Origin of the sequence: Arthrobacter globiformis, assembly GCF_003261175.1 — a bacterium.
Taxonomy (GTDB): domain Bacteria; phylum Actinomycetota; class Actinomycetes; order Actinomycetales; family Micrococcaceae; genus Arthrobacter; species Arthrobacter globiformis_A.
Map to the genome: position 1 here is coordinate 46036 of NZ_QLNP01000095.1, position 15205 is coordinate 61240.

Annotated in this window: 5 protein-coding genes; 1 reads left to right on the forward strand and 4 read right to left on the reverse strand. The window is 65.5% G+C overall.

The genetic code is table 11. The annotated features are described in order from the left end of the window. Nucleotides 1-28 precede the first annotated feature (28 nt). The 4 genes from DBZ45_RS15645 to DBZ45_RS15660 all read right to left on the reverse strand — a co-directional run bounded on the left by DBZ45_RS15645 (nucleotide 29) and on the right by DBZ45_RS15660 (nucleotide 8285). Nucleotides 29-3178, reverse strand: coding sequence for an efflux RND transporter permease subunit (locus DBZ45_RS15645; protein WP_111904799.1), 3150 nt, complete (start codon nucleotides 3176-3178; stop codon nucleotides 29-31). 1 nt (nucleotide 3179) lies between these two features. Continuing rightward, on the reverse strand, nucleotides 3180-3635 hold the full coding sequence (locus DBZ45_RS15650; RefSeq protein WP_223257112.1) for a hypothetical protein: 456 nt from the start codon (nucleotides 3633-3635) through the stop codon (nucleotides 3180-3182). A 15-nt stretch (nucleotides 3636-3650) separates the two neighbouring features. Continuing rightward, complete coding sequence (locus tag DBZ45_RS15655) at nucleotides 3651-6806, reverse strand: efflux RND transporter permease subunit (RefSeq protein ID WP_223257113.1); 3156 nt, start codon at nucleotides 6804-6806, stop codon at nucleotides 3651-3653. A 360-nt stretch (nucleotides 6807-7166) separates the two neighbouring features. Continuing rightward, nucleotides 7167-8285 (reverse strand): aminotransferase class V-fold PLP-dependent enzyme, encoded by a 1119-nt coding sequence (locus DBZ45_RS15660; protein WP_111904849.1) that lies wholly within the window; start codon nucleotides 8283-8285, stop codon nucleotides 7167-7169. Between the two features lie 294 nt (nucleotides 8286-8579). Here DBZ45_RS15660 and DBZ45_RS15665 point away from each other — a divergent pair, with 294 nt between their 5' ends. After that, nucleotides 8580-14627 carry an Ig-like domain-containing protein gene (locus tag DBZ45_RS15665; protein WP_190243156.1) on the forward strand — a complete coding sequence of 2016 codons (6048 nt, stop codon included), beginning with the start codon at nucleotides 8580-8582 and terminating at the stop codon, nucleotides 14625-14627. Nucleotides 14628-15205: the final 578 nt, after the last annotated feature.

A 15205-nucleotide genomic window follows, 5' to 3' on the forward strand; every position in this document is an offset into this window, starting at 1 on the left:
CTTCGGCGGTCAAGCGCAAGGACCCTGCTTATTGAACTGCGAGTTTCTGCAGGGCAAGCTCCTGTTCTGCCGCCTTCCGGGATTTCCTCGACTGGGCGAAACGAAGGTAGAGCGACGGCACGATAAACAGGTTGAGCAGCGTGGAGGTCAGGAGTCCGCCGAGGATGACCACGGCCATCGGGTATTCAATCTCGTGACCGGGCACATCCCCCATGACGACCAGTGGCACCAGGGCAAGTCCGGTGGCAAGGGTGGTCATGAGGATCGGGGAGAGCCGTTCACCGGCGCCCCGCAGCACGAGCGAGCCGCCGAACGGAACCCCCTCGATCCTTTCCAGGTGTTGGCAGTGGCTGATGAGCAGGATGCCGTTCCGGGCCGCGATTCCCATGACCGTCAGGAACCCCACGAGCGAACCCAGCGACAGTACCCCGCCGGTGAAGTACGCGGCCAGGACCGCTCCTACGAGCGCGATGGGCAGCGTCAGGAGGGCCAGAACGGCCAGCCGCCAGCTGCGGAAGGACGCCTGCAGGAGCACGAGGATCAGAATCAGCGCCGCAACAGCGAAAATCGTGAGTCGCTCAGTGGCTGCCTGCCGCTCAGTGTATTCGCCCAATAGCTGGACGCTGTAGCCGGCGGGCAGGTTGAGGGACTCCAGGCGTTCCTGCAGCTGTGTGACCACGCGGCCGAGGTCCGCTCCGGCGTCGATGAAGGATCCCACCTCAACCCTGCGGGAACCGTTCGTGCGGTCGATGAGGTTCGGGGTGGGCTGCACGCTGACGTCGGCGACGTCGGCGAGGCGCACACGCTTCCCGCTTGGCGTATCGATGGGCAGGTCCTGGATGGTGGTGACGCTTGCCCGGGTTTCCGGTGTACTCCAGACCTGGACGTCGTAGGCCCTTCCGTCCCGGAAGACGTCGCCCACCTCTTCCCCGGCCACGAGTGTCGCAGCAGCGCGCCGCACGTCCCCGGGCTTGAGGCCGTACTTCTCCGCCTCGGCCAGGTTCACTTTAACAGCGATCTGCGGGACGTCGACCTCAAGGGAGATGTGGGGATCGTCGGTCCCGTTTATCTCGCTGAGGATTTGTTTGACCCTCTGGGCCTGCTCGCGCAGCACGTTAAGGTCGTCGCCGTAAACCCGGACGAGGATGGGTTCGCTGGCACCCGTTAGGACTTCTTCGATCCGTTCCTTCAGATACGTCTGCACATCGCGGTGCAGGCCCGGGTATCCGTCCACGACTTCCTGGACGGCTGCGACTGTCTGCTCGTAGTTGGCGTGGCGGTCGATGCTGATCCAGTGTTCACCGGCATTGACGCCAACTATCTCGTCCGCCTGGAAGGCCTGGCCAATATGCGTTCCACAGTTAAGCACGCCGGGCACCTTGAGGAACGCCGCGCAGCCCCGCTGGGCGATGCGGTATTCCTCCGCCGCCGACGTGCCGGGTTCCGACACCCAGTGCATCAGGAAGTCGCGTTCCTTGAACGTGGGAAACAAGGACTGCCCAAGCAGCGGGGCGATCGCCAGACCAACCAGCGCCAGAGCCCCGAACCCGGCATAGCCGTATCGCGGCCGGTTCATGATGCGGGAAAGGACGGTATGGTACCCGCGCTTGAGCACCCGGACCAGCGGCGGGTCGCGTTGCTCCAGCTTTGCCCTGGCCAACAGGATCAGGGCAAGTGCCGGCGTCACGGTCAGGGCCACGAGCATCGATGCCAGGACGGCCAGCGTGTAGGACACGGCAAGGGGCCTGAAAAACACTCCCGTCAGCCCGTCCAGGAAGAAAATGGGAAGGGCAGCCACCACAATGATCAAGGTGGCGTAGACGATGGGGCTCCGCATTTCCAGGGAAGCCTTCAGCACCACAGAGGCCGTCGATTCGCTCCCGCCGCGGCTGCGGTGCTGCCGCAAGCGGCGCATGATGTTTTCGACGTCGATGATTGCGTCGTCGACGACGACCCCCACCGCAATGACCAGCCCGGCCAGGATCATGGTGTTGACCGATCCACCGGTTAAGTACAGCACCATGACGGCGGTGAGGAGGGAGAGCGGAATGGCGATCAGGCTGATGAGTGCTGTCCGCCACTGGAACAGGAACGCGCTGAGGATCATGACCACCAGCAGGCAGCCCAAGAGGAGGGCAAGGCTAAGGTTGGAAACGGCCTCCTCGATGAAGCTCGCCGGACGGAAGATGGTGGTGTCGAAGGTGATGCCGCTCATGCCCGGCTGAAGTTCGTGAAGGGCTTCCTCAACGCCCTTGGTCACGTCCAGCGTGTTGCCCCAGGGGAGCTTCTCAACAATAAGCATCAGTCCATGGCCGTTGTTGATGACTGCATCGCCGATCAGCGGCTGATGGTCCTCGACCACCCGCGCCACGTCGCCCAGATGCAGTGCGGTGCCGTGGTCTTCGCGGATGGTCACACGGGCCAGGTCCGCAGGGCTGGTGATGGGCTGGACGTGGCGGATGCTCATCTGCTGGTTCGGGCTGCCGACGAAGCCGCCGGTGCCGATAAATTTTCCAGGCGAGTACTGGAGCAGGCCTGCGTCCACAGCCCCGGCCGTTACTTCCATGACCTGGTTGAGTGAGACATTCTTGGCTTTGAGCTGCTCCGGCTTGACCTGGACCTGCAGCATCTGGAGCCTCTCGCCCCAGATGGCCACGTTGGCCACGCCGGGGACCCGCAGAAGTCGGGCCCGGATGGTCCAATACGAAAGCATGGACATCTCGATCATGGACCGGCTGGACGATGTCATGCCGATTTTCATGACCCGGCTGGTCGAGGACAGCGGCTGCAGCATCACCGGGGGAGCGGCCCACGTGGGCAGGGCCGCCGTCACGGCGGCCATCCGCTCGGATACCTGCTGCCGCGCGTTGAGCAGGTCTGTGCCCTGCTTGAAGATCAGGATGATCGAGGACAGCTGGGGCACGGATTTTGACCTCAGCTCATCCAGGCCCGGCATTCCGGAGAGGGACGCCTCGATCGGCACAGAGACAAGTTCCTCCACCTCCTGGGCCGTGAGACCAAGGCACGCAGTCTGCACCTCGACCCGCGGTGGCGCGAACTCCGGAAAAACATCCAACGATGCCCTACTGAGCTGGACGGATCCCAGCAGCATCACCACGCAGGCGAGGGCAACTACGATCGTCCTGAACCTGAGGCTGATTCCTACTATCCACCGCATGTCAGCTCGCCACATCCAGTTCAGCGCCGAACAGCTCTGCGGCTCCCAGGGTCACCACAGTCGTGCCCGGGGCCGGACCGTCGCTCAGCGTGGCCTGTTCGCCGTCGATCCGCTCCACCGTGATGGACTGGCGGACGTAGACCCGCGGGCCGGCAATTGTGTAGACCCAGGTTTTTCCTTCGCTGTCGTAGAGGACCGCCAGGTAGGGGACGGTGAGTTTCCCGCTCTTGGCGTCCAGTTTCGTGGCCGACGTCTGGAGGCCGAGGTTCCCGGCGGCGTGTTCGTTCAGTGTGATGCGCTTCAGGTCGGTCCCGGGCACCTCCTCAAGGCTCGCGGCAGCGTCGCCGGCGGCCGCAGTCTCCGGCGAGTGCTGGCTGCAGGCCGGCAATGCCGGTGTGAGGAGACCCAGAACGATAAGAACCATCAGGCCGCGCATCCGCGGCGAGGTCGTTGTCATGATGCATCCCGGCTTTCAGGCGCCCGTCCGGGCTTCGGTGACTTCGGCGTGTGTCGTTGCTGTTCGTGTCCCTGCCTGGCTGCGTTCGAAGCGGAGCAGGATTGCGGGAAGCACGAACAGGACGAAAAGGGTGGTCGTCAGCAGGCCGCCCCAGATGATGATCGCGATGGGCTGGAGGACCTCAGTGCCTGTGACACCGCCCAGAAGCACGAGCGGAATCAGGGCGACGGCCGTGGTCACCACGGAGGCGAGGGTCGGCTTGAGCCTGTCGCGTGCGGCGCGGATAACCACCGATGGCCCCGTTGCTTGGCTATGCCTGGCGCGGAGGTTCCGGACCTCGCCGGCGAGCAGCAGGCAGCCGCGGACTGCGATGCCCAGGACGGCTGAGAACGCGACAAACGCCGTCAGGTAGTTGGCCCCGCCGTCCGCCAGGGCTGCAAAAACTCCACCCGACAGGCACGCGATCAGGCCAAGGAAAACGGCCGCTGCAAGCCGCCACCCGCCCAGCGCTGTCTGCAGCAGCACCAGGATGCCGAAGGCAGCTACCGCTGCCAGCAGCCACAGCCACTGGAAGGAGGCTTGCTGCTGCGCGTACTGGGTCAGGATCTCCGCGTGGTAGGCCACCGGGAACTGGATCTGCTGCAGGCCTCTTTCGATGTCCTGCTGCACATCAGTCAGCCCGCGCCCTTGGATGTCCGCCCTTACATCCACGCGCCGGGAAGTGTCGTCATGCAGGATGACCGCATCGTTTGGAACGACACTGACCTCAGCGACGTCGCCAAGGCGCACATGCCCGCCTTTGGGGGTGTCGATCAGCAGCTCACTGACGCTGGTGAGGCTGTTCCGGGTTGCAGGTGTTCCCTTGACCACCACGGAGAAGACCTTCTGCTGCTCGTAGACGTTGCCCACCTCGATGCCCTGCAGCAGCGCGGCCGCTGCACGCCGGACTTCGCCGGGTACGACGCCCGCCTTCTGTGCCTTCGCCAAGTCCACCTTGACCTGGATGGTCGGCTGTTCGACGGGGGCTTCAACGCGGGGATTCACCACACCGGCCGTGTGCGCGAGAACCTGCCGGACTTCCTCCGCCTTTGCCCGGAGGGTGGCCATGTCGACGCCGTAGACCCGAACGCCAAATCCGGAATCGGCAGCTTCCCGGATTTGGTCGATTTTCTGTTGCGGGTAGGTGGAGACCGTTGCGCTCAAACCCGGGTACCCTGCCACGACCCTTTGTACGTCCTCAAGGGTGCTGGAGTACGAGGCATCCTTCGCCACTCCCACCCACAGCTCCCCGGAACTGATGTCTCCCACGTGGTCGGACGTAATGGCGCGCCCAACCTCGGTGGCCACGTTGGAGACGCCCTGCACCGCCCGCAGTTCGCGGGCCGCGGTATCGGTGATCCGGACCATCTCCTGGTCGGAGGTGCCAGGCGCGGCACGCCACTGGACCACCAGCGTGTTGTCCGCCAGCACCGGCACCACAGGGTGGTTGGGGACCAGCTGCGGCGCCAACGCCAGGGCGGCGAGCGCCATGACCGCCGCGGCGGCAAAGACCAGCGCGGGCCTGCCCGGCCGGCGGGACAGCGTCCGCCCATACCGGATCCGCAGGCGCTGCATGGCTTGGCGCTCGCGGCCCGGAGCCGTTGGGGCCGGCGGCAGCAAGAACGCCAGGGCCGCTGTCACTGTGAGCGCCACGATCATGGCGACCGCCAGCGCCAGCAGATATGCAATGACCAGGGGCCCGAACATGGCGCCGTTTTCGCCGGGGACAAAGAGCATGGGGAGCACGCTCAGTGCCATGATCAGCAGCGCGTAGAACAGGGAGGTGCGGACAGGCCGTAACGCACCCGCGAGCAGGGCGATCCTCGAATCCCCGGGGCCGCTTGCCTTGGATGCCCGGTAGGCCCTTGCGGCGCAGTTCAGGTCTTCCGCTACATCCCCGATGATGACGCTCAGGGCGAGGATCATGCCGGCGAAGACCATGGTGTTCAGCCCGGCCCCGCGCAGGGTCAGCAGCAGGGCCGCAGCAATGAGGGAGAGCGGAACGGTGACCAGGGTGATCAGTGCGCTGCGCCAGGACCGGAAGACCACTCCGAACGCCGCCGCGACCAGCAGCAGCGTGACAAGCAGCGCGACACCAAGGGTGCCCATTTCCTGCTCGACGAACGACTCCTGCCGGTACACGGTGGTGTCGACGGTTACGCCGGGCAGCCCGGCCTGGAGCTCGCGCATAGTCTCGTCGAGCCCCTTCGTGACGTCCGCGGTGTTTGTCTCCGGGAATTTTTCAATCACCAGCAACAGCTCAGCGTCCTGGCCGGGCTGCGCATCACCGATCAACGGCTGATGATCAGTCTGGACCTGCGCGACATCCCCCAGGAGCAATTTGTCACTGCTGCCCTGGACGCTGACTTTTCCGAGGTCCTCGGGAGTGGTGATGGGAAGGACATGCTGGACGCCCAGCCGCTGATGTCCCGTCTCCAGGAAGCCGCCCGTGCCCGGCGTTGAGGCCTCAAGGTAGCTCAGCGGGGACACCCAGACGGAGTTGCCCGTGGTCCTGATGACCTGGTCCAGTGTCACGCCCTTGGCTTCGAGCTGCTTGGGGTCCACGAGTACCTGCAACTGCTGGTCGCGCTGGCCCCAGATGGAAATGTTCGCTACTCCGGGAACGGCCAAAAGCGCGGGCTTCATGGTCCACCGTGCCAGCACGGACATGTCGATGGGGGACATGTCCGTGGACGTGAGCCTGACCATCATCACCCGGCTGGTGGAGGACAGTGGTTGCATGAGCACGGGTGCTGCCGACACGTTGGGCAGCGCCCTGGCCTGGGTCAGGCGCTCAGCGACGAGCTGGCGTGCCCGGAACATGTCCGTACCCGGCTGGAAGACCAGCTGGATTGAGGACAGGCCGGGAAGTGACTTGGAACGGATAGCCTCCACCCATGCCACGCCGTTGAGCAGGTCGGCCTCCATGGGGGACGTGATGAGCTGCTCGACTTCCGCGGCAGAGAGCCCCAGGGCCTCGGTCTGTATTTCGACCTGCGGCGGGGCGAACTCGGGGAAAGCGTCAACCGGCATGGTGGGCAGAGCGGTGAAGCCATACCCGAGGACGCCGGCCGCCACGACCAGGACAAGGATCCGGAACTGCAGAACCCAGCCGAGAATGGCGCCCATCATGGCCTGTTCGCCGCCAATGTCATCCCCGTTGACTTCACGGGCGACGCAAGGTGGCTGATGCGGCGGCCGGGCCGCTGGCGATATCGGTGTTTACCGGGCAGTCCACCGATTGTTTGCGTTTCAGTAAGCCCTGCATGCGGGTTCACGTTCAGATCTTCTCTGAGGTGACCGGGGAAAAAAGTCTCAAATGCCAAATAGATGTTCACGGCGCGGCTCCATTGCTACTGCCTTCGCGCCCCCCAAACGTCTAGCAGTATGCTGGCCCTCGCGGAGGGCCAAGTCAATGCCTCAGGCAACCTATTTTCGGCAGGTCACACTTAGCCGCCCGCAGCCCGCCGACATACGGACGCCTTGGTAGGCTCACCGGCCTGCAATGAGCTCCGCGACCCGGACCAGCTCTTCCTCGAGATTGTAGAAATGGGTCGCCAGCCGGATCCGGCCGGCCCGGAGTGACACAACGACGTTCGCCCGGCGCAGCCGGGCCATGACCGCGTCCGGGTCGCCTACCGGAACGGAGATGATGGTGGAACGGTGTTCTGCGGGGAAGGACCGGAAGCTGACACCAGCCGCTTCCAGCGCGTTATGCAGGTGAAGCGCAAGCCGTGCGTTCCGCTCCAGGATCGCGCCCATACCGAACCGGCGAAGGACACCAAGTCCCGCCTGGTCGGCGAGCGCCGGAAACCACGCCAACGAAGAGTCCAGCTTCGACGCCGTCGGCGACAGGTCCATGTCCGGGCCAAGGAAGCTTTCGAACGGCAGTCGGGCCGCTTTCCAGCCCGGCACGACGGGTCGAAGGCCGTCAAGCAGCCCGGGGCGGACGTAGAGGTAGCCCATGCCCCGCGACCCGAGAAGAAATTTGTGGCTGGCGGTGGCCAGGAAATCCACGCCGTCGCGCACCACGTCGAGGGGAACGGCACCGGCCGCCTGGCAGGCGTCGACGAAAAGCCAGGCTCCTGAGCCAGCCGCGACGCGGCTGATCGACCCCAGGTTTGCCCGAAACCCGGTGACGGGATGAACGGCGCTGACAGCGATCAGGCGGGTTCCGCCGTCGGCCGCCCGGCCGAGGGCGTCGGCCGACACTACGTCCCTTTCCGCCGCGACTGCCCGCACGTCGTAGCCACGCTCCCTCAGCAAGAGCCAGGGGTAGTAGTTTGAGGCGAATTCGTTTTCTGCCACCACGATGTTCTCCCCGCGCCTGGCGGGTCGCAGATTCGCGGCCACAATCCCCGCCGCAGTGCTGACGGCGGGGACGATGGCAATGTCGGCCGCCGTGGCTCCAACGATCTCGGCGAACATCAAGCGGGCGTGCTCGCCCGCTTGCTCGGCCTCCATCCAGTCGAACCGCCCGCCGGACCAGCGCTCGGCGGCCAGTTCGTATGCTTCCCTGGCAGGGGCGCAGCCGACGCACATGGTGGCAGTGTTCAGGTAGATGGTGTCTTCGAGCCCGGGGAAAAGCCCTCGGATGTCGCTGACGTTCATGGCATGGCCGTCCTTCATCTAGGCCACGGGTGACGGCCCTCCCCGGCTCCACGAAAGCCCGGGGCCGCGGGTTGCTGTGTTGCGGGTTGGCTGTCCGCTGACGTTGCCCTCCAGTTCCTTTGTACGCCCGTCCGACCCACTCGTGAAGAGAGGGGTTCTGGCCGAGGCAGGGGATGCACGAGCCGGCATGGCTGGCGTTCCCGACGCCGACGTTGGCTCGGGATCTGCCGGTATGTCCGCGTATATTAGCTTGGGGCTATTCACGAGACTGGGGGACGGATGCCGCTTCGTTTATTGACGCGTGCAAAACAACGCGCGCTGGCGTCGGCAACGACGTTTTCGGCAATTGGACTGCTGGTGGTGGTGGCCGTCATCCATCCGGGATTCCGGACCACGCAGATCGACCTGAATGACGGCGGCGTGTGGGTGACCAATTCCGACATGAACCTCGTGGGCCACCTGAACTTCCAGTCGAAAACCCTGGACGGCGGCCTCATGGCAGCCAGCGCCGACTTCGACGTCCTCCAACACAGCAGCAGCGTGCTCGTTTCCGACCGCGGCAACGCCTCCCTGGGCAGGGTCAAGGTCTCCGAGGTCACCCTTGAACCGCCCCAGCAGCTTCCGGGATCGGCGGTCCCGGCTTTCGGGGAAAAAGCGGTGGCGCTGGCTGATCCCAACTCGGGCCGTCTCTGGGTGACGCAGAGCAGCATGCTCGGCTCTGTCGACTTCGATTCACAGGAACCCGTCCTGAGCGACGCCAAAGGCGTCGTCGCGACGGTAGGAGCCGACGACGTCGTTTACGCTGCGGACCCTGCGCGCGGGGAGGTGACTTCCCTTCGTGTGAATGCGACCGGCGGAGTGGATTCCCGCAACACCGTCCAGTACCAGTCGATCCGCAATAAGGAAAACGTCCAGGTCGCCGCGGTCGGGGATCAGCCCGTCATATTCGACGCCGACGCCGGGACCCTTCACCTTCCATCCGGCCGACTGGCGCATTTGCCGGATGCGGCGGACGCCAAGCTGCAGCAAAGCGGTGCCGCCTCGGACTATGTCGCCGTCTCCACAAAGAAGGGCCTGGTCAAGCAACCCCTGGACGGTTCGGCGGCGACGGTTGTGGAGCTCGGAACATCGGGGACACCTGCCACTCCGGTCCATGTCAACGGCTGCGTCTACGCGGCGTGGTCCGGGGCAGGCAAATACCTGCGGGATTGTGCGAACGCCGCTGATAGCCGGAGGTCTGACATTCCCGGGGCAGGCGCCCGCTCCAACCTGGTCTTTCGCGTCAACCGGGACGTCGTGGTCCTCAACGACGTCACGTCCGGCAACGTCTGGCTGGTCACCGAGAACATGAGGCTCGTTGCCAACTGGGACGAGATCATTCCTCCGCCGAGCAAGACCGAGGCCCAGGACGAACCCGCCGCGGAAGACAACCTGGTGGACACTCTCCCGGACCGCACCAAAGAGAACCGGCCGCCCTCCGCCACAGACGACCAGTTCGGAGTGCGGCCCGGCCGGACAACGCTCCTGCCAGTCCTGGACAACGACTCGGACCCGGACGGAGACGTCCTCACCGTCCAGCTCCAGGGCGACAACCCCGGCGCCGGCAGCGTGCAGGCCGTCTACAACGGAACCGGCCTGCAAGTGAAGGTGCCGGCCAATGCGACTGGAACGTCCCAGTTCCGGTACCTGGCCAGTGACGGCCGCGGCGGCACCGCCGGAGCCACGGTCACCCTGACCGTAAAGGACCCAGCCAGCAACGGGGCGCCGGCACAGAAACGCGTGCCCACGATCATCCTGGAGCAGGGCAAAAGCATCTCCCAGAACATCCTCACCGACTGGACCGATCCCGACGGCGACGACCTGCTGCTCCTGGGAGCACGCACTGCCAGTGAAGGCGACCAGGTGCGCACCCGGGCGGACGGTCTCCTGACCTTCAAGGATGTGGGATCAACGCTGGGCAAAAAGGACGTCGTGATCACTGTCTCCGACGGCCGGGACCAGGTCGAGGGCACGGTGGTGGTGGATGTCCGCGCCAAAGGCGACCTTCCGCCGAAGGCCAACGCGGACCACGTTTCGGGTACCGCCGGGCAGGACATTCTGGTTTTTCCGCTGAAGAACGACAGCGACCCCACCGGCGAAGGACTGCGGCTGACGCGCGTGGCCGGCGCCAAGGAGCAGGCCATCACCCCCGACTACCAGGCGGGGACCTTCACCTTCCGTGCAGCCAACGCCGGAACGTATTACGTGACGTATCTGGTAACCAATGGACCTGACAGCTCTGAGGGACTCGTGCGGATCGATGTCAGTGCCGCCGGGGCGGGGCGGGGTGAACCGGTCGCCGTCGCCGATACAGCGCTGCTGCCGGTAGGCGGCGAAGTGCTGCTGGACGCGCTCGCCAACGACTCGGACCCGGCCGGGGGCGTTCTTGTCATCCAGTCCGTCGGGCTTCCACGGAATACGGCAGTAGCCGTCGCCGTCGTCAATCACCAGATCCTGCGCATTACCGACGTCCGTGGCCTGACTGCACCCACCAGCCTGACGTACACAGTGTCCAACGGCGTGGCCAGCTCAACGGGGCAGGTCACCATCCTGCCCATTCCGGCGCCCGCCAAACTGCTCCCGCCTGTCGCGGCCCCGGATGAAATCACAGTGCGGGCCAACGACGTCGCCACCATCACAGTGCTTGCCAATGACACCCACCCCAACGGCGCCAAGCTGAAGCTCAAGCCGGTCCTCGTGCAGGGAATCAGCTCCGCCCAAGGCCTCCTCGCAGTGTCGGGGGACGTGCTTCGCTTCAAGGCAGGCAGGGCAGGAGGAACGGTGCACGCGATCTACGCCGTTGCCGGACCGGACGGGCAGGAAGACTCGGCGCAGGTGACCATTCACATTCGCGGCGAGGGCACGAACTCAAGGCCGCTTCCTCACAATGTCACCGGTCGGGTCGTGGCCGGCAACACGACGAGGATCGCCATTCCCCTGGACGGCATTGATCCCGACGGCGACTCTGTCACCTTGGTGGGGCTGGAGCAGGCACCGCGCAAGGGAACAGCTGTGGTGGGTGCCCACTACGTCGAATACACGGCGCCGGCGAACGCTGCCGGACAGGACACCTTCACCTATGTGGTCGAGGACCGGTTCGGGGCACGGTCCACCGCCCGCGTGGCCGTGGGCATCGCACCCGCGCCCGGATCCAACCAGCGTCCGAGGGCCGTTGAGGACAGCATCACCGTTCTCCCAGGGCGGCACGTGGCAGTGGACGTGCTGGCCAATGATTCCGACCCCGACGGCGACAATGTCACGCTTACAGCCAACCGGCTGGAAGCTGCCCCGGAGTTGAAGGCCGAAGTCATCGACGGACGGGTGCAGCTCACCGCCCCGTCGCCTTCCGAAGCCTCCGCCACAGCGATCGTCCGGTACGAGATCAGCGACGGCCGCGGCGGCACCGCCGTCGGAACCCTCAAAGTCCAGGCCCGCAAGGACGCCGCCACGTTGGCGCCCGTTGCCCGGGACGACCGGGTGGCGTTCGCGGAGACACTGGGCAAGGCCGTCGTCGAAGTCCCCGTCCTGAAGAACGACGAAGACCCGGACGGTGTGGCCGCGGAACTGAAGATAACCTTCCCGGAAGCGGCACCCACTGCCAGCATCTCGGCGCCCGGCAAGGTTTCGGTGCGGCTTGAGAGCCAGCCGCAGATCATCGCGTACACCGTCACCGACGTGGACAAGCTCAGCTCAACGGCGTTCATCGTGGTACCCGGCCTGCAGGGCCAGGCGCCCGCTCTACGGAGCACCGCACCGTTGGACGTGGTCAGCGGCCAACAGCTGACCATGAACCTGCGGGACCTGGTGGTGGTCCGTGCCGGCAAGAGTCCCCGCATCACCCAGGACACCAAGGTCCAGGCGGTCGCCTCTAATGGAGCGCCGCTCGTGAAGGACGCGACCACCATCGTGTTCACTTCCGCCGACGACTACGCAGGCCCGGCAGCAGTTTCCCTCGAGGTCACCGACGGCGTGAGCGTTGACGACCCTGACGGGCGGACGGCGGTCCTGAGCATTGGCATCAGGGTCCTGCCCGACCCGGGGCGCAACCATCCTCCGACTTTCCCGTCCAGCACCGTGGACGCTGCGCCGGGCGAGGAAGCCACGCTTGACCTGCGCCAGGTGGCCACCGACGTCGACAAGGCAGACAAGGACAAGCTCACCTTTGCGCTGCAAGGGACACCGCCCGCCGGCATCAAGGCCTCCCTGGACGGCAGCCTTTTCAAAGCCACCGTGGGCAGCGCCGCCAAGGGGAGCACGCTGACCGTGCGCGTCACCGTCTCGGACGGGCGCAGCGCAGCGGTTGCCGGTGCCGTGGACGTCCGCGTGGTCGCGTCTAAGCGTCCGCTTACCGCAGCGAACGACGACGTCATCGCCAGCGCCCGGGCCGGGCAATCACAGCCGGTACCGGTGCTGGACAACGACATCAACCCGTTCCCGGAATCACCGCTGAAAATCCTCAGCGCCGCCGTCGAAACCGGAAGGGGCACAGCCGCAGTGGAGGGCGGCGTCGTCGTCGTGACGCCCGCCGAGGAGTTCGTGGGCACAATGGTGGTCCGCTACCGGGTCCAGGACAAAACGCAGGACGCGGAACGCGAAGTTGACGGCCGCGTCCGGCTCACCGTCAAGGACAAGCCGGATGCTCCATCCACGCCGACTGTCGGGGAGGTGCGTGACCGTACCGTCGTCCTCAACTGGTCGCCTCCAGCCAACAACGGAGCGGCGATCACCGGCTACAAGGTCAGCGGCAGCGGAGGGTTCTCGCAGCAGTGCCCTGCCACCACGTGCACGCTTACGGGCCTGACCAACAACGTGGAGTACACCTTCACTGTGGTGGCCACGAACGAGCTGGGGGACTCGGCGCCGTCTCCCGCTTCGGCACCTGCCCGTCCCGACGCGAAGCCGGATACCCCGGCAGCGCCGGCGCTGGTCTTTGGCGACAGATCCCTCACCGTAAACTGGGTACCTCCCAAGAGCAACGGCTCACCGGTGGAGAGCTACAACCTGGAGATCTCACCCGCACCTCCGGGAGGAAACGTCCGGGTGAGCAAGGTCACGGGAACGTCCTACCGGTGGACGGGCCTCCAGAACGGGACGCCGTACCAGGTCAGAGTCCAGGCTTCCAACAAGGCGCCGGATCCATCAGAATGGAGCGCCTATTCAGCCAGCGTCATCCCGGCCGGCGCGCCGGGTGCCCCCGGTAAGCCAAGCACCACCCGGAGCACCTCCGGCGGGACGGAATCGATCATGGTGGTGTCGTGGACGCCCGCAGCGGACAACGGCGCCTCCATCGACACCTACACCGTCAACGCCATGCAGGGTGGGTCCACGGTAGCGAGCAGCACCGTGTCCGGCAGTCAGCTGAGCGTGCCTGTCACCGTCGGCAACTCCGCCACCGATTACACCTTCACGGTTGTCGCCAAAAATAAGGCCGGTACGTCGGCCGCCAGTGCGCCGTCGGACCCCCGCCGCGCTTTCGGCGCGCCAGGTGCCGTCCCCGGCGTCCGGGCCGACCCATTGGACAACGCGGTGCAGCTTTCCTTTGGTGCAGCCGCTGGCAACGGTGCGACACCGGGCTACCAGTACCAGGTCAACGGAGGCAGCTTCATGGCAGTGCCGTCCGACAAGGTCATCCGGTCCGGTGTGCCCAACAACGGCAACTACACCATCGGGGTGCGCGCCGTGAACAGCGCGGACGGCGCCACATACGAAGGGCCGGTCACCAACTCCAACCCGGTGGCGCCGTACGGCAAACCGCACGCGGCGAGCATCAACCCCGTTACTGTGACCACGACGGTGAGGTTCGACGTCGGTGCCGTGGTCAACAACGGACGCCGGGTCGTGGCACTGGAGTACCAGTCATCGGACGGGAAGTCAGGCACGCTGGGTGCCGGGGGAGGATCCGTCACCACCGGTAACGGATACGACCAATCCATCTCCATCACCGTGACAGTCGTGGATGACCTCGGCCAGCGCACGGCGGTCTCGGCGACCGGAAGGACGGCGCCGGCGAAGTACCTCACGGTGGACAACGGCACCGCGAGTCCCGGTACCTGCGAGTGGCCCACCAACGGCACCTCTTCTCCGGACACAGCAGCCAACTGTGCCGCCGGCGGCGGAACCTTCGTGGCGCAGGGCACGCGGGTGCAGGTCCAGTGCGTGACCACCGGTGCCGCGTACACCATCTACGACGGCGCCACGGGCCGACCCACCGGGTCCACGAGCAACGTTTGGTACAAGGTGATCAACAACCTCTGGATCCGTCCCACCGACGGGCCCGTGGATTCGGGGGTCCCGGCCTGCTGACGCGGCCTTCAGACCACCGGACTGTCCAGCTGAACGCCCCGGCCGCTTCCGCGGCCGGGGCGTTCAGCGTTTCATGGGCAGCACTAACATCATTGGGCTGTGCAGGGGGCTGGCGTTAGCCCACTGGCACGGAAATGCAGGTCAAATAACTGCCCCTTCACCGGAGGCGGCATCAGGGACATCATTGGATTGCCGGGCCGCGGCGGTGCACTCAGATTGGAGAAGGTCATGATTAAGGCCCTGCTGTGCAAGCTGAATATTCGGCACGAATGGCACGTCGAGCATACCGAAGACGGAAGTTTGTATAAGCGCTGTTTGAGGTGCGGCAAGGATGACGACCGCGGCGGCGGTGGAACCGGCACCTTCAGCGCGTGGGCTGGACCGGCAGGAGGGTGAGGTCACCATCCGGATCGACCAGGAGGAAATACGTAACGGAGCCACATTTGATTTTTCCGACTTCGGATTCCCGGGGTTTTCCCTTCGTGCGCGGAGGGGGACCCGAACCCCGTGCCTGGAACGGCTAGCCTTCCCGGAGGTTTTCAACGAGGCAACAGGCCGTTGAAGCGGCGCCGGAGGAC